A 22,121-nucleotide genomic window follows, 5' to 3' on the forward strand; every position below is an offset into this window, starting at 1 on the left:
TTGTGCTTAGTTTACCAAGTTTAGCTCTACGTTTTATTCAGCATAGCTCAGGCAGCTTAATTCCATTTATAAGGTGTCTTAGGTTTGGGAGGGTTACCCATATTTATTTAATGTGTAAATATTAGCTAAATATTTACAAATAACTTCCCAGTCATAATAACTGTTTACTCTTAACTCATTAATATACATTTAGGGGCTGTAGTAGATAAGCACTATGCTAGACTACTTTTATGAAGATAACCCATTGTAAACTAAGTAAAAAAATACAGCGAAGGCTGTTAGAGTTTTTTACGGCTGAAGTGACTGCTAGAACAGCCGCGATAAGAAGAACTTCCATTTATTTTTAAAAGAATGTGAGTTTAGATTTAACTATGGTTCACCATCTAATCAGCTAAAATTCCTGAGAAAATGGTGTGATATTTAATCCTTATCTACTACAGCCCCTACATTTATTCATCCAGACAAAAGACTTCTTTTTTAGATTATATCAACTAATGATATTATTCATAGTAAACACTAAGCAGCTCAAACCTGATAAATGTAAATTAGCAGCCTAATATAACAAAAGATAACAATATTTTTTATGAATAATATATCTTCAGGATCAGCTATCTAACTCATAAGATTGTTGGTATAAATGTTGGTATAATAAAATTAATATTTATAAATATCTTTTAATATCAAAAACTTAATCAATAAGTATGGTTGATACTGGGCCCACCATATTCAAACCCTTACAGTCATTGACTTGTAAGGGTTTTTTATTGTCTAAAATTTATGTGACTGCATGGATGTAATTAATTTTTGGGGCTGTAGTAGATAAGCACTATGCTAGACTACTTTTATGAAGAAAACCCTCCCTAAATTAGATACGCATAATATTCTACTGCTTTTCACAATATCACCATCTACAGTTTAACCTATCAAACGCTGTGCTAGAAAATTTACCAACACGCCAATTTTTACCACATTACGGCTAGTGGGCGGATACACCAAATAAATCCCGTCATCGGTCGCCAAAGACGGGGTCACTTGCCAATCAGACAACACCTGTACCAACGCCCCAGACTGCAACGCTTTCTCAATCAGCCAATTAGGTAAATGGCTAATCCCTTGTCCATCAAGCGTGGCTTGTTTCAGCATTTCTATATTATTACCCATCAAATTCCCTGTCACCCGCAAACTTTGCGTTTTACCCGTTTGATGGAAATACCACTTTGACGCATAGCCTTGATACATAAACGGCAAACAATTATGCTCGGCTAATTGTGACGGTGTTTGTGGTATTCCATGCAATCGTAGATAATCGGGACTGGCACATAACAGCCGTTGCTGAGAGGCAATAAATTTTGCTACCAAGCGGTCATCCTCCACACGCCCTAACCGCACCCCTACATCATATTTCTCATTAAATAAATCTACAAATTCATCACTGGCAAATAGCTCCAATTCAATTTTTGGGTATAAATGGGCAAATTCGGCAAGCAATGGGGCGATTTTTTCAATCCCATAGGCACTGGGAAAAGTAAGGCACAATCGCCCTTGTGGCTCAATTTGCTCCTCTTTAATCGCTTCATTTACCTGTTGTAATTCAGCTAATATCGGCTCAGTCTGTTGTAAATAACGCATCCCTGCATGGGTCAAATCCAAATGTCTGGTTGAGCGATTCAATAGCTTAACTTGCAAGGATTGTTCTAAGTTATCAATTTGCCGAGTGACAGACGACACCGCCAGCCCAAGCTGACTTGCCGTGGCAGTAAAGCTATTAGTATTCGCCACATGGTGAAAAATAGTGAGGGCATAGAAGTAATTGATGGTCATGGGTTTGTTAGCAGTTAAGTGTATTTTTGAATAAACATATTTTTGCAAAAAAAGCAAAACTGTTTCCAATTTTACCCCAATTATCATTAAAAACAAAAGCATTATACTAGGGCTATATTTTTTAATGCTTAATTTAACGGAGTGACTCCCATGACCACAAGCTCACAAACTGCTGTACCAAACCTCTCTGTTCTTGGACAAGACAATAGCCAATTACTTCACACCGCTCAGACGAATGAAAATATAACCCCGCAACAAAAACAACTACCCCCTCATCTTGCCAATCACCCTGCATTTAGTGAGGTGTTTCAAGCGGATAAACTCACCTTGGGATTGATTGCCCCGTTTAAAGGCTATCCCAATAGTCCGATTCCGAGCTTAGAAGACTTTGGGGAAACCGCTGTCTTAGCAGAACAGCTTGGATTTTCTGCACTATGGTTGCGAGATGTGCCATTTTATGACCCAAGTTTTGGCGATGTTGGACAAGCATTTGACCCCATGGTTGCCATGGGCTATTTGACTGCGAAAACCCAACGAATTGCGATAGGTTCAGCAGGCATCGTTGCACCTTTGCGGAGTCCCATTCATATCGCCAAAGCCTCAGCAAGTACGGCAGTATTAAGCAATAATCGCTTTATTTTGGGAATGTCGAGTGGCGATAGACCTGTGGAATACCCTGTGTTTCAGCAAAACTTTGACAATCGTGCCGAGCGTTTTCGAGAAAGTTGGGACATGATTCGTGCCTTAACCACCCAAAAATTTCCGCAGTTTAAAGGGCAACATTATGGGGATTTAACAGGCAATATTGGCTTTATCCCTACCCTTGAACAACGCTTACCGATGGTTGCTATTGGTCGTGCCAGACAGGAACTAGATTGGCTTGCTAATACTGCCGATGCGTGGATTTGGCATGGGGTAAACCCAAAAGATACCAAAAACATTGTGCAAACCTTGGCGGATTTAAATCAAGATGACGCTTGGCATCCTTTTGGTTATGCCAATTTTGTCGAACTTAGTGAGAAGCCGAATGAGCCTGCTCAATTATCTCGCAATATTTATCTACGAGGCGGGTCACATAGTTTGCTGGAATTTTGGCAAGAGCAGAAAGAACAAGGCTTATCTCATGTCGCCATTAATTTAAAGCCTACCAAACGCCCTGTCAAAGAAACGTTGCAAGACTTAGCAGAAAATGTGTTGGCCAAATTAAACCAATAAAAATGGGGGTGGTGTATCAAAAAGTATGCTGGGGTAATAAAGGAAGGGTGACAGCCGAAGCAAGATGATATATTTGAGGTTATGAAGACACAAATACAGATCAATTGCCCCGACTGTCTTAGTCACAGTCTTAGTCTAAAGAAAAATGGTATAAAAAGCTATGGCAAGCAGAACTACCAATGTAAGGACTGCAAACGACAATTCATTGATGACCATGTCTTAAACTACCAAGGCTGTTACTCTCAAATAGAAGACATCTTACGGCTGATGACTGCTCGAGGCTGCGGTGTTAGAGACATAGCCATCATTACCTCGGTGAGTATTGGTAAAGTGCTCAGCACCATAAGCTCATCCGTTTATAAGATCCTGCCTAATAAGCGCTACTATGAACGCTTAGAAGTTGATGATTTTTGGACTTACGTATATCGTAAGAAGCGTAAAGTCTGGCTTATTTATGCTTATGACCGGGCTACTAATGAGATTGTCGCTTATGTTTGGGGCAAACGCGACTTAAAAACAGCTCAGAAACTAAGAGCGCGTCTTAAGCAACTTAAAGTGAGCTATGACTCTATTAGCATGGACAATTGGGACAGTTTCATAACGTCCTTTAAACCAGATAACAAACAAGTTGGCAAACAGCATACGATAGGTATTGAAGGCAATAATTGCCGTCTTAGACACCGACTAAAACGAGCCGTTAGAAGAACCTGTTGTTTCTCTAAGAAGCTCGATAATCACTTAAAAGTGTTTGATTTGGTATTCTTTTATATCAATGATGGCTATGTCTGATGTCAGCATACTTTTTAGAACACCACCGATACTTTAAAGGTATTAATTCTAAATTGTAGATTTAACTAGGGTGTGTTGACAATTACCGTCAATGGATAATCGTCGCTGCTAAATAGATATTAGCAGCAAACGACTCATCCGTTTTTTCAGCACGCATGGCAATTTTCTTGCATCTCTGCGAGTATAAGCCTTATCTGTTTGCTCAAACAAAAAATCCTAATACCACGATGAAAAGTGGTATTAGGATTTTTTTAGGGGCTGTCCTAGATAACTAGTTTAAACCCTGTTTAACCCATTGTTTTAATTGTAGTAATTGCGACTTTGGGTCACTGTGATTAAAACGCCACTCACATTCCTTTAAATAGAGGTGAAAATGCTCTTTTGGAACTCCGTTAAACTTACGTAGATGCCGTTTAGCTTGGTTCCAAAAGTTCTCTATACCATTAATGTGATTCTTATCATTAACAAAGGTTTTGGAGTGGTTGATACGATAATGAGTAAACTCACTGACATCTAATGCGTTATAGCTTTTAAATGAGTCAGTATAAACAATGCTATCAGGCTTCACTTTTTCTCTTATGATGGGGATCAAAGTATCTGCTTTAGCATTGGGTATAATACAAGCGTAGACCTTGCCATTACGCTTTAACTGGCTGTGGTTTTATTAACACCGATTAGGCTTGCTGCTGTTCTCGCGGTAGAACCAGCAACAAATAACTCGATGAGTCTGTTTTGTTTATACCAACTTAGTTTACTCTTTCTCATAGTGCTATCCTAAATAATTTTACTTATCTAGGACAGCCCCAAAAACAATTAGTCTAAAAAAAAGACTTAGCAAACGTCTCCTTTAAACTCTTTGGCTCACGGCGCTTGACGTCGTTGAGTTTATGGCGAGTCTCGGAGGCGACTTGATAGGCCTTGAGACGCGACTGTTGTAAGTTTCCGATAGGACGGTTCTCTTCAAGACAGCGAAATGGGGTAAAGGATAGATTCTCCATAATCTCAAAATTACCGTCATCTGGTACGTCTTGGCAAGGAAGGGTTAAACGCGCTACGGTGACAAAGGGCGTATCCGACTCTTGCCACTGCGTCGTAATCTCTTCAATCGGCTGCTTTTTGAGATTACGGCATAGCTGAATCTGGATATCAAACTGATAATCATGTTCGCGTATCTCCTCGACGATAAGCGGTCGCAGCGCCTCTTCGCGGGCGTCGACATCGACATCACGGCGCGTGACTTTTTTGACAGAAGAGGCTGTTGGCGTTGCCCGTATCTTTGCCATATAATCACCATGACGCACCACACCTTGCGAATGAAAGTCGTATAACAAGGTATTTTTTGGTTCAATCCTCGTAAAGCCGCCGATAGCTTTAAAGGTTTTAATCGACTCTTTGGTTGGTAATCTTGAGCCGTAATTGGTCAGCCAGTTAAACGCCAACTGCGCTTTACCGATCGCGCCCTTCTCCGTGTATTTAGGTAATTCCAAAAACAGTCTTGAGAGATAGGTATACTCCTCAATTCTATTGCAAAAGAACACCGGATGATTGATAAAGTTATAATCAAAGGTCGTACTGTCCTCCTCACCGGGAGCGAGCTTCTTACCCGGTACGTCAAAAACTTTAATCGCGAGACCTTGAGCAAAGCCCAACTTACGATCAGCGAATACTCGAGATGAACCGTTGGACAAACGAATCACCGCATCATGAATGCCCGCTTTAGCATACAAACCTTGCGCGTACTCTTTGGGAATATCATCTAATATCTCAAACTTGGCTTTTAGTGCGCAGTACCCCTTGGCATGGGCATCACGCGTGTGATAATCGATATTACTGGCTTTATCACTACGCGAAATATAGCTTTTGATATCGTCGGTAATAGTACGAATGTTTTTTTCGTCCTCAGCACTTAATTCGATATATTTTGGATCGTAGGGGACGTATTTGGGTTTAAATAATTTTTTTAGCATTATATTTCCTAATTTTATTCATGATTATTATTGTTAAGTGGTGACTATTACAAATGGTACTGAGAGTTAAGACAGCTCGCTAATCCATTTTAGCGCCGATAAACTCGGAATAAAAAAGTACTCGCCGCCGTGCAAGGTATTAAAGGTTTCAATACCATGGTAGCGTTTGCGAATTGGATCAGCCGGAACAGTAAAGGTATCTGCATCGCTGTCTTTATCACTTCCTCCTTTATCACCAAAGTGCAAACCAACCATAGGATCTTTTTCTTCGCCTAAGCTCATAAAGTTGCCATCGTTGATCCACTGCGATTGCAAGAACTCAACCGTCTCCATGGCATGAGCATTAATACCAATAAAAAACAGACCGCGATCTTTGCCATCGTCCTCTATTACATCGGGTGGCACAACTTCACCAAAGCCCACGCTACGTCTAACGATACGGTGAATACGCACATCGGATAAAATAAAATCTTCGCTATCGCGTGGGTTCATACGCCTGATATGCGCGCCAAACGGACACTTTTTACCGTAAGGATCGTCTTTATAACCAAAGTCGTTATTGCGGCTAGGATCATCGCCAAGCGCTTTATCATCATGATCGGGAGACAAAACGAGCGGCGCGCCTGAACGCCAGCGTCCCCACATTTTTGCACCTAGCAGCTCCGCCTCTTCTTCGCTGTCGGTATTATCTTTGCGGTATTTATTAAAAGCAGCAACATGGCTATGATAAGCACGTAACACCATAAACGAGCCGTTCTTGCCTAAGACTTCAGGCTGCGGCATAGGCGCAACCAGCCCTGCCTCCCCTTCGTAACCGAGCACAAACTCCCCTGCGGCAATAGGATCGCCGTCATGGTTCGAAGGCGTCTGAATACCACTGCCTTGAATCTCAGGATTACTGATACCGTCACGATAACCAAAGACGTTTTTGACGATGTCATTTGAACCAAAGTCCTGCTCGATTAGGATTTCTACATCACCATTAGCAGGATTGTCCACATCGATATGATCGGTAAGATTATCTCGAAGCTCGTCAAGTTTGGCCTGCCATTTATCTTTAGTATCAGCGATAATAGCCGCGCCCACATGGATATCACCCTTATCCCCAAAAGGTGCCATCCAATTCTCAGGGGCATTAACATCAAAATCGCGCAACTGCTCAGCACGCGCTGCCATACCTGCTTTAAAAGACTCAGGAAAGCTATCAAGTGATGACTGCGGTACACCTAACGCTTGTAGACCCTCGTAAGTCATGACGATAGACAGCGTGGCTTGCATGTCTTTGTGCCAGTCTTCACTACCGGTTACATGAGGCAACACCTGCGCTAGCATTTGTTTGCCAACGTCAGCATTATTGATTTTTAGTGCTACTACCGTGCCAAAATATGGGGCGGGACGCTCACGTAGGACGATAGATTGAATATCTTTTAGCTGCATGGTGACGAGATTGGGGTTAAAGACCCCGCGCGCCCTACGAGCCATCATCTCAATACCGTCACCGACTTCCTCTTTCACGCCTTTAAGCCACGTCTCAAAATCGCTGTTTTCGATGCGATTGCCAAACTCATCTTTTAAGTCTTGCAACTTATCGGTCAATCCCGTTAAAGGTTTGTTATCATCATTACTCATACATCGCCCTATTCATTTTTTATCGTTATTAAAGTATGACCGTATCAAAGCCTTGAAATTTATGCGTTTAAAAATACAATGTCTAGAAAATTAGTTTGTTTGCGCTTCATCTAAAGCTTTATTGATGCCTTTAACAATACGCTCATGACGGCGAATATCTTGTACCGTCAGATGCGGGACGCCTACGTACCAGCCTGCAGCAGTAATCTGATGATCAAGAATAAACTGCTTAACACTTGGGTCTTTGATACCCGGCCAGCCCTCGACATTGCCGAATAAAATATCCATGAGTTCAGGAATTTTGGTGGCGAAATCATCAATATAAGGATCCCAGTCGCCGTCATAAGCGGTGCAAAAAAGCACTCTTGTATCATTATCTAAAAAGACGAAGCGCAAATCGTGCAAAGTGCCTACCCTTGTCGCGCCTTTTAGATTGCCCCCTGCTATTTTTAGAATCTCTTTGAGACGGGCAGCGCCGCCGTCTTTTAGCGGTGCGATAACGGTAAGCTCGGATACTTTGCCTGACTTTAGACCTTTCTCGCCGGCGCTAGAGATTGAGTGATCATAACCATCATTGCCGCCCTCTTTTAAATTCGCCACTAACAGATCTGCCCGCAGTTTAAAGGCATCCATAGACTCAGTGATTTTATCTTTCAGATCTTCTGAATTATCGATAATCCGCTCTTTATTATTGTTTTTACTCATAAGTCTTTCCTATATGATTGCTGTTGAGCTATTACCATAGCAAAAACGGTAAAAGGCTCAAGTAATAGCGGACTAATCACACAAAACAAAACATAGATTTAACAATAACGTTTTAAATTGCAGCAGTGTTACAAAAATAGACGGCGCACTTACCGGTGCAATAAATCTTGGTCGTACTTATTAAGTCTTTAAAAGCATGACTGTTTTTGTACTCGTTATTAAATACTAAAAAAGCTTGGCTACTCTAGGTAACCAAGCTTTGAAATCATACTTCGAGTTTTTATAATTATTTATATAGTCAGTTCAAAATAAAATTGTTATGGTTAGGACAAACATCATAAAACAATTTGGATAAGTCGTTTTCCATCCAGCCTTGGCGTAGAAACTTTACTTGTGCCCATTTCTTTTCAATGGAATTCAGATCAGGGCTGTATGGTGGCAGCCATAGAATACGATGACCATGCCTATTCAGTAGCTTTTGAATACGCTTACTCTTATGAAATCTGGCATTATCCATCACAATCAAGCATTTGGTTTTAAGACTTGGGATTAGCTTGTGTTTGCACCAGTGATAGAAGACGATGCTGTTGATGTTTGTCTCAAAGTAATCTAGGGCAAACAGCATCTTTTCATACAGAGCACCGATAACGTTGGTTCGCTTTTTACCTTGCCAGTTGTAGCTATCGATACAAGGCTTACCAATCGGTGCATAACCATGAGAGCGAATGGTCTGACTCTCAAAGCCGCGCGCGTATATATAAACGATGGGATAGCCTTGTTGCCTAAAGTGCTCAAGCTTATTCTGATATATCGCTCTTTTGATCGGACAGGCTTTTGGATGTTCTAAAGTCTTTTTTTTGACTGATGCCTAGGCGCTTTAGGGCATGATGAATGCCTGTTTTACTACAGTTCAAACGGAAATACCCCCCAAATTTAAAACACCAAATAAGTAGAACTAAGCTGCCATTATACTATCGATATCCTTCCAATTTTCTTGCATCTCTGCGAGTATAAGCCTTATCTGTTTGCTCAAACAAAAAATCCTAATACCACTTTTCATCGTGGTATTAGGATTTTTTTATATCTTTTCTATATTAAAAAGAAGTACGGCGATAGTGACGGTATTCAGGTAACCAAAAGTTTGCCTCTATTCTGCGTTGTAAGTTTTCCGCGGTATCAGGTAGTGCCAGCTTATCTTCAACCGCTTGCACTGCTACGGCATAGGCTATTTTTTCACTAATCTCTCTGATCACTTTGATTGGCGGTAGTATAGCACCCGGTGCTTTTTGGTACTCCATAGAGATATCTGCAAGGGCTTGGCTTGCCGCCATTAGCATATTATCACTGATACTTGTCGCCTGAGCCGCCAAAACGCCAAGACCGATGCCTGGGAATATATAGCTGTTATTACACTGAGACACCTCAAAGGTCTGGCCATTGAAGGTCGTGGGAGGAAAAGGACTGCCTGTTGCAATGATGGCTTTGCCACGACTCCAGTTCATCACTTCTTGCGGTGTTGCCTCAACACGAGTTGTTGGGTTTGACAGCGGTAATACAATTGGATGTTCCGTATTGGCGCATAACGCTTCGATGACCTCTTGGGTAAACAGACCTTTTTGGCCACTGACACCGAACAATACCGTGACACCGCCTTGCTGAACGACTTGTGCCAAACCGAGCTTGTTGCTCTTGTCCCAATGCGCAATGTCTGATTCTTTTTGTACCAATGGTACTTGGAATTTTTGTAGCTCGGTCATGCTGTCGGTCAACAGACCATAACGATCCACCATAAATACTTGGCTACGTGCTTGCGCTTCAGTCAACCCTTCACGCTGCATTTGGCGAACAATATGTTCGGCGATACCACAACCTGCCGAGCCTGCGCCCAAAAACGCGATTTTTTGCTCGCTTAATTTTTGACCTTTATTCAAGCAAGCAGCAATCAAGGTACCGACCGATACCGCAGCTGTCCCTTGGATATCATCATTGAAACAGCATAGCTGGTCACGATATTTATTCAATAATGGGGTGGCATTTTCCTGTGCAAAATCTTCAAACTGCAATAACGCTTCTGGCCAACGGCGTTTAACGGCTTGAATGAATAAATCCACAAACTCATTATACTCATCGCCAGAGATACGTGGGTTTCTCCAGCCCATATACATAGGATCGTCAAGGAGCTGTTGATTATTGGTGCCGACATCTAACAAGATTGGTAAGCAATACGCTGGGCTAATACCACCGCACGCCGTGTATAAAGACAACTTACCGATTGGAATGCCCATACCGCCAATCCCTTGGTCTCCAAGGCCCAATATACGTTCGCCGTCAGTGACAACGATCACTTTGACGTTTTGTTTGGTGGCATTTTGCAATATATCATCAATTTGATGGCGCTCAGCATATGAGACAAATAGCCCCCGTTTACGGCGATAGATTTGCGAGAATTTTTCACACGCTTGACCAACTGTCGGGGTATATATGAGCGGCATGATTTCTTCAATGTGCTGCTCAACCAAATGATAAAACAAGGTTTCATTGGTGTCTTGAATATTACGCAAATAGATATGCTTGTCCATATCACTCGTGAATGAGCGCAGCTGATGATAAGCACGCAATGATTGCTCTTCAATCGTCTCAATATTATGCGGTAGTAACCCAGTTAAATTAAAGCTATTGCGCTCTTCTGCTGAGAAGGCACTGCCTTTATTGAGTAAAGGGGTCTCTAAAAGAGCGGGGCCAGCAACGGGAATATATAAGGGACGCTTATTTGACATGATAAAATATTCTTCTTAAGGGCATATGAATGAAAACTGTATTAGGGCTGCATTATACATAGCATCGACTGCTATTTAACAATATGTAACAAAATCATTTTAAACATGTATTTTTTTAGAGATCTTTATCATTATGCATTCCATCCTGATTCGCATCCAATCGCTGACAATATATAATTGTCTTGATAAACAATTGCCCAATTGATATAGCAGATATATACTCTTATAAAAGCATATATTTGTAAGGGAGGCTAAATTGTTTATTAATCATAAAAGATGTCCGAAATGTGATACTAGCCTCAAACGTTCTGATTGGAGCTGTAGCCATTGTGGTAACCAAAATTTGACGAATTGGATGCTCACTTTGCCTATGTGGGGCATTGGCATTTTTATCTTCATCATGATTATTCTATTGATGATTAACAATTTTTGTAGTACTGAGATGTTCCGTTCATTTAGCAAGAGTTATGGTGTTATGTGCTGATTATAGACATAAAAAAGCCCAGCTATATCAATAGCTAGGCTTATATTTATCAAGTAGCTCATATCTATCAAGTGACTAAAGATGACTGAATAAAATCCATGTACCGATGGCAATTAGCATCACACCACCAAATATTTCAGCTCTGTGACCGATTATGGAGCCCAACACCTTTCCTAACATCACCCCTAGCGTGACCATTATCGTAGTCGCTAGACCAATCAGACCTGCCGCCAGCAAAATATTGACCTTGACAAATGCTAGGCTCACACCGACAGCCATGGCATCGATGCTGGTACCAAATGCAGTCAAAGCAAGTTTAAAAAAAGAATGTCTCGATAGCACTTCTGCCGTTTCATCACTTGGCTTCAGTCCCTCATACAGCATGTGCAGACCGAGCGTAAAAAGTATGACAAACGCGACCCAATGATCCCATGCCTCAATAAAAGACGCATCTATAAAGGATGTGGCAGAGTGACCAATTAACCAACCAATAATCGGCGTGATCGCTTCAATGGTGCCAAAAATAACGCCCATTCTGAAGGCTTCGGTAAAACGAGGGTTTTTAAGAATTGCTCCTTTACTGATTGCCACAGAAAAGGCATCCGTAGACATAGAAAAAGCAAGTAATAGAAGTGCGATAGGATTCATGTGATTTTCTCTGGTCGAGTATAGAGTCCACGACATAGCCACACCCCCGACCTGCAGTGTAGATATATCGATGGTCTCGCCAACCGAGAGGTGTTCGCACCATGGCATGTGGCCAAGTGTGTTGATACGAACGCTTTCGCAGTACGAAAGCAGGCTACTCCCCAAAGAGTGCTTAGATTAGCATTGATACGCTATAAGTCAATCATAAAATACTAAAGAAGAATTTTACACCTGATAAAGCGTGAAGTTGGAAACGCTAGCAAATACTCTTGGAGCAGATGAATGATTTAGAGAGTTATGAACATAAAGAAACCCTTCACGCTAAATTTTCATAGCATGAAGGGTTTTTTAATGCGTGGCGCTTTTTAGTAATCCACGGTATAGCTCAAGCCGTAAGTTGTCCCTGAAGCAGGCAAACGGTTTAAATCGCCAAAGGTCGTTTGATGATACACGGTCTGATAGTCTTTGTTTAAGATATTATACACGCCGTAGCCCATACGGCCGACAGGCAGTTTGACTTGCCCAAGCACATCAAAGGTCGCATAGCCTGTTAATGGCTGCGCACTCGCGTCTGGGTCGTTCTGTTGGTCCTTATAAGCCTTGTCGCTACCGCCGACTGCCAGCGCTTGCAAGCGAATATTGCTGCCTTCGCTAAAGTTATACTGCGCGTATGCCGTGCCTTTGAGTGGCGTCAGGCGTACTGCATCCAGCTCCAGCCAGTCGCCGTCTTTTTTGTATTGCCCGCGGGTATAGGCAAGGCTGCCGCCAAACTGCCAGTCTTTGTTCAAATCATGCGTGAGCGAGGCTTCAGCGCCGTAAATACGTTCGTCCGTATCGACGACTTCAACGGTATAGTCGTTGGTAAAGCGTACGGTTTTGTCTGAGTCGTTATAAAAACCGCTAACCTTTGCGCTGGTATCACCGCGCTTACCTTGCCAGCCCAGCTCGTAGTTATTGATAGAAATGGGCTGAATATTGTCTGAGTTGACCACAAATCCAGCACGCACGTCACGTAAGGCGCGCTGCACGTCAGCCGTGGTAAAGCCTTGCGAGAAGTTAGCAAAGACTTGGTCATCATCGGTCAACTGATAGCTGGTACCAAGGTTAAACAGCACTTTGTCGTGCTTACTGCTACCCGCCTCAACCGCGCCTGCTTCGTAATCAATACCGTAAGCGTCAGCAATATCACTGATGCCATTGGTCGCAAAATAATCCGCCAATAGCTGCTCATAAATGGGCACAAAACGGTCGGTATCCGATTTGATGTTTTGATAGCGCACGCCAGCGCTGGTGTGCCATTTGTCGGTCATATCCACATCGGCATTGACGAACGCGCCCCATTTATCGATAGTGGTTTTTGGTCCGCCGTTATAGCTCAGACCATTACTTGTTGAAGTCAAGCCATTACTTGCAAGAAAAGTAGTCAGGTCTTGGCCATAATAGGTCTGCTCACTCTCTTCACGTTCAAAATCCGCGCCATAGCTGAACAAAGTATTTTTACCCATGACATCGGTTTCAGTCTGCATAGCGGCGCGCAGTCCCATCACCTCAATATCCGCTTCAGACTGCGTAACTACGACCGATGCACCCAATAGCTTTCCTAAGGTGTCTGCATCGGTTAAACCATTATTTACCCAAACGTCTTTGGCTTGACTAGTAAATGATTTTCCTGACGGATAAAAGCGTGCTTTTTCGTCACGATAATAGCCTGTCAGACTTAGGTTAGAACCCAAAAAGTCACTGTCATTATAGTTTAGGTTGACCGAGCTTTTGGTATTGTAGGGTTGATTTTCGATTTTAGCACCGTCAATAGCACGCAATGAAGGCGTAGTTCCTTCTTGGAGCACGGATAGATTATCCCCATAATCAACGCCATAATCGGTGTCTTGCTCGCTGTCATAATAGGTCGCCGCAAGATTCATGGTCTTGGTATCGCTAATATCAAAGCCAAGGTTGGCGTTGACGCTAATAGTATCGGTGTCTTGGTTGTCGGTTTGGTTGGCATCAGGGCTGATGCGGTCGCCATGACTGTCAAACTTGCCACCTGTGGTCTCGTAGTCTACATCGACATTACCATACACGCGCTCGCCGCCGTAGCCGATGCTTTGTCCCACATGATAGCCGAGCGAGTCGGATTTAAACTCGCGGCTGCTGTTAATGCCAAGGCGCGTCTGTCTTGTCAAGCCATAACCTGCCGTTGATTTGGTCACGATATTAATCAGACCGCCTGCTGCCCCCGCGCCATAGATGCTGGTCGCACCTGAGAGCACTTCGACGCGCTCAATTTGCTCAGGGTCGATGCTGTTTAGCTCGCGTGATAAACTGCGCGAGCCAGATAATGGCACGCCGTTGAGCAAATACTGTACAGGACGCCCGTGCATGGTCGTGCCGTAGTTACTGACCGAGCCGCTACTCACGCCAAGGCTGGGCACGAGCTGGGCTAAGATGTCCCCAACCGTGCGGTTACCTGTCGCCTGCGCCTGAATGTCCGCCTCATAAATCACTTGCGTGACAGCAGGCATTTCACTAATTTTCTGTGCCAGCGCTGTGCCTGTTTTGGCATTGGCACTAACTGTAATAGCATCTAAAGTCACACTAGGTACATCGCTTGATGATGCATTCGAGGTCGCCGCAGCGGTGGCCTGCACACCTGATGCACTTTGCACTGAATTGGCATTGGTTTGGGCGTATAACTGCTGGCTGATACAAAGGGTAAGAAGAGATAGAGCAACGTGATGGTGGCTTTTCATAATTACTTCACTTAGGTTGTTTCACTTAATTGGATAGGTGGACAGTGATATGCGTTATATTTAGCAAATGATACTGTGTGTACTAACTTTGTAAATGATATTCTAAATGATAATGATTTTTATTTCTATAAGTATTTACAAATAGGTTTTTATAAGTAGCGAGTGACCATGTTGACTGACTTACTGCAATTACCGTCCGTTTCTTTGGTAAATTTGGCGAAATGGTTAGACAGTGACATAAGCGGCTTGTCTCAAAGTTTGTTCAAATAAATAGATAAAAGGGATAAGCCTTCAAGCAGATCGTCATTGACACCGGTAATCTACATACTGCCCAACTATGAAGTTGATCGTTATGGCGCGCGGGGTAATTTGCAGGCAGAAGGAAGTGTGAACAATAGCATCAACGCGATTATCACCAGTATTTCTTGGATAGCGCTTGCTATGCCAACATCACTACCTGCGGCTAGTAGCTGCGCGCTTCGACTATGGATATAAAGGGTTGTCAACGTGATAACGATGGTAGAGATGATACGGCGACTGATATTATTGAGTGCAGCTCCCTCAGTGACCGAGTCTTTAGGTAAGCTACTAAAACCCACTGTGGTGGTTGGCAGATACGCCAAACCCACGCCGACACCGCGCACACTCATCGTCAATATGAGTAGCCAAAGTGTGGGCTGGTACAAGCACCATGCGAGCATCAAAGTAGACAGCGCACTAATCGTGATACCCGCCATACCAATCCCTCGAGCACCGCGTTTGTCTACCCGCTTGCCAGCATAATGCGTGGTGATACTGGCGACGAGCGTCGCAACCATCAGAACGACGCCTGTCCATAAAGCGCTTTCACCCATCACCTCCTGAATCAATATCGGCAATAATAAAAGACACAGCATCAAGCCTACTGTTTGGGTGATACTAATGACATTACTGTGCAAATAAGTTTTATTGTCGAACAAACCCACATTTAGCAACGGATGGCTCTGACGACGCTCATACGCCCACCAAGCCACGGCTGACAGCAAAAATAAAATAGACAATGCGCCTAATGCCACTATTTTTAACAAATCATCGCGGCTTGAGATACCGTGAGTAAAATCTATTTTGAGGGTGCTCAGCCAAATCATCATCGTCAGTAGCCAGATGATCAAACTGACAAACCCTACCGTATCAAAAGGGCTTGCGGTGTCATGCGTGCCTCTATCAGGTTCAGGTATCAATCGCCACACCATCGCCATAACGATCACACTAAGGGGTAATGTAACGGCAAACAGTGTCCACCATGCAAACTGATCAACCAAATAAGCACCAATCAAAGGACCAAATGCCAAGGACATCATAATAACGATGCCCCATAGCGCCATTATCCTACCGTGCTGCTGCTTTGGGTAAATCCGATACAGCATACCAATTGAGAGCGGAATAATCAGCCCACCACTCAGCCCTTGTATGGCTCTCGCCATGATGACAAAGCTCATATTAAACGCCATCATACCCATGACCGAACCGAGCATAAACCCAAGTACTGCCGCCAAATAGACTGGCTTAGAAGCAAACCTTTTGTTTAAGTAACCGCTCAGCATGAGCCCCACACTCATGGCCAACACATAAGCATTTAGTACCCAGCCGCCAAGCACGATATCGACGTCAAACACTGACATAAATACAGGAATGGCTGGGTTGAGCGCGCTGTTACTAAAGCTGATGACCGTACCACCGAGCAATAAGGTCACTAGTACCCGCCGTACTTGCTCATCGCTCAAGCGCTGATCCCTGCTATTTTTATGAGCGTCATTCATAAGCGCTTGATTGTTGGTTCATCGTTTCATAAAAAAACAAACTAACTATTAGCAGCGGTTGGCACTTTGCGAATAAGCCATAAGAAGTAGCCCCCGCCAATGATAGCGGCAACCGTACCAGCAGGCAGCTCATAAGGAAACATCACATACCGCCCGATCCAGTCCGCTATTACCATAACCCCCGCGCCTAAGAGAGCAGCCAGCAGCAATTGGCGCTCAAGTTTGACAGCGCCAAGAGACGTCGCTAAATGCGGTACCATCAGCCCAATAAAACTCAAAGGACCCACAGCAAGCGTGCTCGCGGTACTAAGCGCGGCTACGAGCGCCAGTAGTGATAATGTCACGGGGGTCACTGCCACACCCAAATTACGTGCCACACCCGTCCCTAGACCAAGAACACGTAAGGGTTTGACAATCAATAAGCTAAGTACCAATAAGATAAGCGCAATGCCCATCAGATACCATACTGTACTAGGCTGCGCACTATAGGTAGTGCCTGATAGCCAACTGAGCATCGCCTCAAGACGCGGGTCACCTGAGAGCTTGACCATGTGCATGACCCCATCCATCATGGCAGCGATACCAATACCGACTAACAGCAAATAGCCTGAGCTGACTCTACGTGCCAGCCACATAATCAACAGCAGCACCGCCATCGCACCTGACAGTCCTGAAATCAGTAACGTACCTGCGCCAGCAGAGAGTCCCAAAATGGGTAATAATAAAAATCCTAAAATAACCCCAAGCGCCGCGCCTGAGCTGACCCCTAAGACTTCAGGACTGGCCATAGGGTTACGCGTTAGCGTCTGTAATAATACGCCTGCGACCGCAAGCATCATCCCTGTTGCCGCCGCGCTCAAGCTACGAGGCAGACGATACTGCTGTGTCAGCGCCCAATCAGTACTAATTCCCCAACCATTGATATCCTGTACAAAAAGACAAGCCAACATTATCGTGATGATAACTCCAACGCTCCATCGCCAAAACACAACGGTCTTATTTTGACCGCTCATCATAGGGGTGATGGTTTCTATCCGATCGCGGCGCTGGCGCAAAATCAGCCAAATAATCAGTGGCGCTCCTAAGATTCCCGTCATGGCACCAGCGGGAATTTGCATCCCCAGTATAGGCTCAAGCAATAAGGCAACGTTACTGGTCAATAGCAATAACAATGCACCCAGCCCAAATGCCGTGACCAAGCGCTTACCAATGGACGAGATACCTAGCGCATTGACCAAGCTTGCGGCACCAAGCCCTATAAAACCAATCAGCCCAACCTCACTGATGACTAGTGCGGTCACCACCGCCACAATGACGACCACTAAGGCGCGAATACCATTGATAGGCACGCCCAAACGTTTGGCTTGTGAGTCGTCTAAGCTCATCAGTGTCAGCGGCTTCAATAAAGGCAGGCAGGCTATCGCCGCCAAGGTCGCTGTGATCATCAGCGCTCGACTGCTATCCCAGCTGCTTTGTGCCAAAAACCCAGCCGCCCATGACAACATACCGTTGCTTCTTTCAGCAAAAAATAACACCAATACATTGGCAACAGCGGCAAGCAAGATATTGACGACCAGACCTGCCAGTATCAGAATCAGCGGATTGAAGCGACTAGGCGCGGACAAGGCAAACACCAAGCCCATACTCATGATGGCACCGACAAAGGCCACGTAGAGACCACCATAAATAGCCAAACTCGGCAAAAATAGCGTCACAATCAACATAGCCAACTGAGCACCGATTCCGACTCCCAATGTGGTGTCTGATGCCAATGGATTTTTGACCAGCTGCTGTAACAAAATACTGACTACGCCTAATAATCCGCCTGCCAACAGCGCCACCACACTGGTCGCAACCAAATGAAGCTGAGTCGCCATACTGGCAATATCAAGCTGCAAACTTGGTGAAAATAGCTCACTGAGTGGGCGTGTCCATTCTCGCTCTAATAGTGCCCAGCCACTGCATGCGGACAAAACCACCAATCCTATAAAAATCACCCACAATCGCCAAGACGCACTGCTCACGACAGACGACGGAGGCTGAGATGGATGTGGTGGCGGCTTGGGCGATTTGGGCGATGAGGACATCACAGTTGCCGTATGCGAGGAGGACGTAGAGCTTAGGCTATTAGCGCTATGGGTGTTGCTGGCACTGCTCGTATGATTGGTATGAATAGTCATTATATCGCGCCACCTATTAACGAAACCGTGGATAAATTATTGGCCAGACTGACCAATGACGACATCCCGCCATATATCCAGACTGGCGGCAACTCCGCCATACAGCGGCGCTCACCATAGCCCAAACGCTGCCATACCAAACTGTCCTTAATCTCAGCTCTGGTGATGGGACTGAGTGGGTCGATGATCAGCAGGCAACTCTCATCATCTAACTGCGCCAAATCACCCATTCGTATCGGTACAAACCCCCACTGATTGCCCTCCCCTAAGACCACAAGCTCTTTGCCCATCTGCTCTAATGCCACCTTAAACAGGCTGTTATCAACATACATGCGCATGTTATTGGCATCCGCAAACTGGACGACCGCGAACTTTTTGATTATTGGATAGCGCTGCTGAAACTGCTGACTGGCAAGCTGTATGTCTTTTTGACTTTGTACAATATAGTCTTCAGCCATCTTGGGATTATCAATCAATGCACCAAGCGCGCGCGTCGGTTCTGTATAGTCAGCCCACGTTGCCGCTTTTCCTTTTGCCGCAAACATCACCGACTGCGCAGGCACATCACCGTATAAGCTACGGGCATGCTCATAAAAAGCGTTATCTATGACCATATCAACGGGAAGCTGTGCAACCAGCTCAGCATTGGGCTGATAACGAATCCCGATATCGGTGGTTGCTGCTGGGAGATGGGGGCGCCCCACCCATCTATCCCACACTCTGATATCACCAGTGGCAATCGGTGCATGACCCATCGCAGTCAGCGTTGCAGCATTGCCCCAATCAGGGGAGACGATATTGATACGGTCACTATCAATACGGTCACTATTAATACGGTCACTATGGCTGTTTGCTGTTTCGGTAATATCTTTGGGAGGTGATGTATCAAAGCGAGTAATATCTTTGTCAGATGACGAGTGACTGCAAGCGGTCAACGTTAGACAGACTAATATTATAAAAGCTAAAAGCGTCTGCCACTTGCGTACTGTTATTGGCGTCACTGACGCTGGCATGAGTATCGAGCGCTTGAATGATTCGTATTGATAAAAAATAGAAAACATAGGAGCATATCTTTTTAGGCGAGTTTGGGTGAAAGAGAAGCGATCTGATGTCAAGCAACTGCAACAGGCTGCCCAGTAATAGGATGACTGAGCAGCTGCATATCCACATTAAAAATATCGTGTAATACACTAGGCTGCATCGTGCTTTTGATAGTGCCATTGTGACAAACTCGGCCGTTTTTTAGCGCAATGATTCGATCCGCATACTGCGCCGCCAGATTGATATCATGAATGATAATCACCACACTCAAGCCTTGCTCATCTACCAAACGACGGATAAGCTGAATGACCTCAATCTGATAATGCATATCTAATGCAGCAAGCGGCTCATCAAGCAGTAGATACTTGGTGTCTTGCGCCAAGCACATCGCAAGCCAAGCACGGGCGCGCTCACCGCCTGATAGCGTCGATGTAATGCGATCAGCAAATGCTTCGGTTTGGGTCACCTTTAGCGCTTGATCAACTTTATCTCTATCCATTTGGGTTGGCTTTTGTAGCCACTTTTGATGCGGATAGCGTCCGAGCATCACAAGCTCACGCACGGTAAATCCAGCGGCGTCAGGTAGTTGCTGTGGCAGATAAGCCATATGACGTGCCAGCTCCTTACTGCCGTAATCATTGATGCGAGTATCATCTAAGGTAATACTACCGCTACTACTCGCCATCTCCCCTGCCAATGCCTTAATCAGAGTCGACTTTCCTGAACCATTGTGTCCAACTAGCGCCACCAACTGCTTGATATCAATCTCGCAGCTCACGTTATCTAGTAAAGTATTCCCTTGTCGACTGATGGTCAGTTGGTTTGCACGTAACATATAGGCACTCATTATTGATAAAAATCAAAATTGATAAAAAGTAAAAAATTGGCGTCGATGATGCTTATAGTTTTGAAACAAAAGCGACAATAAAAGAGGATTTTACTCGTAAACGATAATAAAAACAATTATCATTAACCAACTAGACGTTTTATCTCCTCACTTATCATCTGCTTATGAGTATCAATATGGCTAATATCTTCCTATCTTCTGCACATAATACCTATGGTCAAGACAAACCATATACTTCCTTAAACACTCCTGAACTAAACGACATCATCACCTATATCAACGAAGAGCATCTAGATGAGCTGTTAGGGTTTTTAAACGCATTTACTCCTATATCCACGGCTGAATTGGATAATATAGAGGTGAAATTGACTCGCGTTTACGCTGAAGGCCTTGGGTTACAAGTACAGACAAAAAATACAGAATCTCCATCTACCAATGCTCAAAATCACCCTGAACAGAGTCAGACTTTTTTTATTGCCTTTCCTGCAGCCATTACGCATCCTGATGAGCTACAAATTCAATATATTGCACTCAAACAAAAAGCGGATAAAAAGCTGGGTAAAAAAACGATTAAACTGACCAAGCAAGTATTTGATGTGCAAGACAGTTATAGAGTCAGCAAAAATATGCTGCGCCTTGAACTGAACATGCCCACGTTGAATAATACTAACGGCACATCAAACCCGACCTCAGTACCCATCAACGAGGCAGGTTACGCGTATTTATTTGATTTAGAGCACAATGCATTGATTAAAGACACAACAGCTGACAATATTGATGACAGCAAAAATACCTCACGCCTTGCTCGATCTCATTGTTATTACACCTTAAGAAAAGCATGGCATACCCCTGCTGGCATACAAGCGTGGGTCGATGTTTTCTTACATGGCAATACACCGGGCGGTAATTGGGCCAACTCACTACAAGCAGGTGATACCGTAGTGACCAAAAGGGAGTTTCCTGAAAAAATTGAGCATTTGCGTGACGGTCAAGCGTTACTGATCGCTGATGAAACGTCTATGCCAACTGTCGCGAGATTACTCGAGCTATGGGAAAACCCAACACCGCCGTTAGTTGTTAGTGTCACACAAAACGCGGCGGATCAACGTTATTTTGATACCGTAAAAATACGTAGTGGTATTGATGGCAGCATAACTAATCGTATTGACAGCAATAGTGAGCGCACTACCAAGAATACCGTTAAAGACAACTTTACTGTCCTTCCCATCGTCACCGATCAGCAATGCTCAGGACAGCATTTAGCGTCCTTAATCGATAATACGATAGGCAATTATTTGATAGATCAACCTATAAAAATTGATAAAGTCTGGGGTGCATTAGAGGCAAGCACTGTCAAGGCACTACGGCCTATGCTTAGAGAGCGGCTTGATCTTAGCCGCGCAGAGGTGGTGATAAAGGTTTATTGGCGTCAGGATTAAATCCATAAGATATGGACAAAGCCTTTTATT

General features: G+C 44.1%; 15 protein-coding genes, 3 pseudogenes and 1 riboswitch. Of the genes and pseudogenes, 4 read left to right on the forward strand and 14 right to left on the reverse strand.

What is annotated here, in order from left to right:
- Window positions 1-319: 319 nt before the first annotated feature.
- Window positions 320-424 (forward strand): annotated as a pseudogene (locus HL061_RS03000) (IS1595 family transposase); the annotation flags it as partial.
- 491 nt (window positions 425-915) lie between these two features.
- Here HL061_RS03000 and HL061_RS03005 read toward each other — a convergent pair.
- Complete coding sequence (locus HL061_RS03005; protein WP_197496723.1) at window positions 916-1,821, reverse strand: LysR family transcriptional regulator; 906 nt, start codon at window positions 1,819-1,821, stop codon at window positions 916-918.
- A gap of 150 nt (window positions 1,822-1,971) precedes the next feature.
- Between HL061_RS03005 and HL061_RS03010 the strand changes: the two genes are divergently transcribed.
- On the forward strand, window positions 1,972-3,036 hold the full coding sequence (locus tag HL061_RS03010) for a TIGR03571 family LLM class oxidoreductase (protein WP_083328829.1): 1,065 nt from the start codon (window positions 1,972-1,974) through the stop codon (window positions 3,034-3,036).
- A gap of 81 nt (window positions 3,037-3,117) precedes the next feature.
- On the forward strand, window positions 3,118-3,825 hold the full coding sequence (locus HL061_RS03015) for an IS1 family transposase (RefSeq protein WP_071001787.1): 708 nt from the start codon (window positions 3,118-3,120) through the stop codon (window positions 3,823-3,825).
- Window positions 3,826-4,096: 271 nt separating this feature from the next.
- Here HL061_RS03015 and HL061_RS03020 read toward each other — a convergent pair.
- The 13 genes and pseudogenes from HL061_RS03020 to HL061_RS03080 all read right to left on the reverse strand — a co-directional run bounded on the left by HL061_RS03020 (window position 4,097) and on the right by HL061_RS03080 (window position 20,640).
- A pseudogene (locus HL061_RS03020) lies at window positions 4,097-4,590 on the reverse strand (IS1595 family transposase).
- A gap of 53 nt (window positions 4,591-4,643) precedes the next feature.
- On the reverse strand, window positions 4,644-5,792 hold the full coding sequence (locus HL061_RS03025; RefSeq protein ID WP_071001790.1) for a catalase family protein: 1,149 nt from the start codon (window positions 5,790-5,792) through the stop codon (window positions 4,644-4,646).
- Between the two features lie 66 nt (window positions 5,793-5,858).
- Window positions 5,859-7,421 (reverse strand): Dyp-type peroxidase, encoded by a 1,563-nt coding sequence (locus HL061_RS03030; protein WP_252962507.1) that lies wholly within the window; start codon window positions 7,419-7,421, stop codon window positions 5,859-5,861.
- Window positions 7,422-7,511: 90 nt separating this feature from the next.
- Entirely contained in the window at window positions 7,512-8,054 is a 543-nt protein-coding gene (locus tag HL061_RS03035) for a hypothetical protein (RefSeq protein ID WP_071003634.1), read from the reverse strand.
- 370 nt (window positions 8,055-8,424) lie between these two features.
- Complete coding sequence (locus HL061_RS03040) at window positions 8,425-8,949, reverse strand: transposase (RefSeq protein ID WP_342213131.1); 525 nt, start codon at window positions 8,947-8,949, stop codon at window positions 8,425-8,427.
- A pseudogene (locus HL061_RS03045) lies at window positions 8,924-9,043 on the reverse strand (transposase); the annotation flags it as partial. The pseudogene HL061_RS03045 and the gene HL061_RS03040, both read right to left, overlap by 26 nt.
- A 177-nt stretch (window positions 9,044-9,220) precedes the next feature.
- The gene (locus HL061_RS03050) at window positions 9,221-10,906 is read right to left on the reverse strand and encodes an NAD-dependent malic enzyme (RefSeq protein WP_269466041.1); all 1,686 of its coding nucleotides are present in this window, start codon (window positions 10,904-10,906) and stop codon (window positions 9,221-9,223) included.
- A gap of 556 nt (window positions 10,907-11,462) precedes the next feature.
- Window positions 11,463-12,035 (reverse strand): manganese efflux pump MntP family protein, encoded by a 573-nt coding sequence (locus tag HL061_RS03055; RefSeq protein ID WP_252962508.1) that lies wholly within the window; start codon window positions 12,033-12,035, stop codon window positions 11,463-11,465.
- Between the two features lie 7 nt (window positions 12,036-12,042).
- Window positions 12,043-12,210: riboswitch (yybP-ykoY riboswitch) on the reverse strand.
- Window positions 12,211-12,400: 190 nt separating this feature from the next.
- Window positions 12,401-14,785, reverse strand: a complete 2,385-nt coding sequence (locus HL061_RS03060) for a TonB-dependent receptor (protein WP_212564398.1) — start codon at window positions 14,783-14,785, stop codon at window positions 12,401-12,403.
- 350 nt (window positions 14,786-15,135) lie between these two features.
- Window positions 15,136-16,584: an MFS transporter gene (locus HL061_RS03065; protein WP_252962509.1), complete on the reverse strand. Its 1,449-nt coding sequence runs from the start codon at window positions 16,582-16,584 to the stop codon at window positions 15,136-15,138.
- Window positions 16,585-16,625: 41 nt separating this feature from the next.
- Window positions 16,626-18,764, reverse strand: a complete 2,139-nt coding sequence (fhuB, locus tag HL061_RS03070; RefSeq protein ID WP_252962510.1) for a Fe(3+)-hydroxamate ABC transporter permease FhuB — start codon at window positions 18,762-18,764, stop codon at window positions 16,626-16,628.
- On the reverse strand, window positions 18,764-19,825 hold the full coding sequence (locus HL061_RS03075; RefSeq protein WP_252962511.1) for an ABC transporter substrate-binding protein: 1,062 nt from the start codon (window positions 19,823-19,825) through the stop codon (window positions 18,764-18,766). The genes fhuB and HL061_RS03075 overlap by 1 nt, the downstream gene beginning before the upstream one ends.
- Before the next feature lie 50 nt (window positions 19,826-19,875).
- A complete protein-coding gene (locus tag HL061_RS03080; protein WP_252962512.1) occupies window positions 19,876-20,640 on the reverse strand; it encodes an ABC transporter ATP-binding protein in 765 nt (254 codons plus the stop codon).
- Window positions 20,641-20,828: 188 nt separating this feature from the next.
- Here HL061_RS03080 and HL061_RS03085 point away from each other — a divergent pair, with 188 nt between their 5' ends.
- On the forward strand, window positions 20,829-22,091 hold the full coding sequence (locus HL061_RS03085) for a siderophore-interacting protein (RefSeq protein ID WP_252962513.1): 1,263 nt from the start codon (window positions 20,829-20,831) through the stop codon (window positions 22,089-22,091).
- The last annotated feature ends 30 nt before the right edge of the window (window positions 22,092-22,121 follow it).

It is taken from the genome of Psychrobacter sp. PSP (genome assembly GCF_024085615.1).
Classification (GTDB): Bacteria; Pseudomonadota; Gammaproteobacteria; order Pseudomonadales; family Moraxellaceae; genus Psychrobacter; species Psychrobacter pacificensis.